The organism is Kitasatospora sp. NPDC056327, assembly GCF_042261735.1.
GTDB lineage: Bacteria > Actinomycetota > Actinomycetes > Streptomycetales > Streptomycetaceae > Kitasatospora.
The window spans coordinates 1-1,067 of sequence record NZ_JBHJRC010000562.1 but is presented as its reverse complement, the minus strand read 5'-3'; the positions used below and the strand labels follow the sequence as shown (position 1 = coordinate 1,067).

Sequence of the window (1,067 nt, the reverse complement as noted above, 5' to 3'; positions counted from 1 at the left end):
GACCGAACGAGAAGCGAAGGCAGGCGCATGGCCCGGAAGACGGCGGCCCCGAAGACGGCGGTCCGCAGGCCCGCGGTCCCGAAGACGTCCGCGGCGGCGACTGCCGGTCCCGGCGGTCCGCGCCGCCGGTCCCCGCGGCTCCGGGCGGCCCTGGCCGCCCTGGTGGTGGCCGCGCTCGCCGCGGGCGGTGTCGTCGCCCACCGCACCGCGGCCGGTGACGACGGCGACGGCGACGGCGAGCGCCCGGTGACCGTCGACGAGGCCTCCCGGCTCGCCCTGTCCCGCCTGAACCTGTACCAGGCGAGCCCCGTCGGAGTGACGCTCACCGCCGACGAGGGCGGCGACGTCCGGGTCCGGGTGGAGGGGGTCGTGGACTACCGCGCCCGCCGGGGCGTCGGCCGCTACCGGGTCGCCGGGTCGAACGGCCCGCTCGACCAGGGCCTGGTGGTCTGGGACGCCGGCGGTCTCGGGCTCGCCCCGGCACCGCCGGGTGTGGACGGCCCGGCGTGGCAGCAGGCCGAGCGCGTCCCCCGGCAGGGCTGGTCGCCGCGCACCTACACGGCGGACCCGCTGGACGCCGGGCTCCAGCTGATCGTCCAGCTCGGCGCGGACCGGCCCGACAACCCGCTGCTGCTCGCCCAGTCCGGGGCGCTCCGCCTCGGCGGCGAGCGGCTCGACGGCCGGGAGCACGACCGGTTCGCCGGTCCGCGCGCCCAGGGCGCCGCACCCGACGGTGGGCGGTCGCCGCTGACCTACTGGGTCGACGGCGACGGCAGACTGGGGAAGCTGACGATGCGGATGCCCGGCCTGGGCACCCCGACCACGGTCGAGTTCGGCGGCCGGGACGACACCGTCAGGCTTCCCGAGGCGCCCTGGCTCACCGGCTGACCGCCACCCGGCCGTGCCGCGCGGCACCCGCTTCCGCGTCCGGGCCGCCCCCGGCGCCCCGCAGCCCGCGCGCCGTCCGCGCGGCCACCCGTCCGCGTCGCCGCCGCGGCTGGCGCGGCTCCCCGCCCGCCGGTCCGGGAGCCGTCACCCGGCCCGCCGCCCCGTCACCCCGCCGGCCG

At 80.3% G+C, this 1,067-nt stretch carries 1 protein-coding gene; it reads left to right on the top strand.

All coding sequences use genetic code 11. The features are described from left to right. Positions 1 to 888 (top strand): hypothetical protein (locus ACFCX4_RS36330; RefSeq protein ID WP_376151765.1); only part of this gene is annotated, 888 nt, incomplete at its 5' end. Between the last annotated feature and the right edge of the window lie 179 nt (positions 889 to 1,067).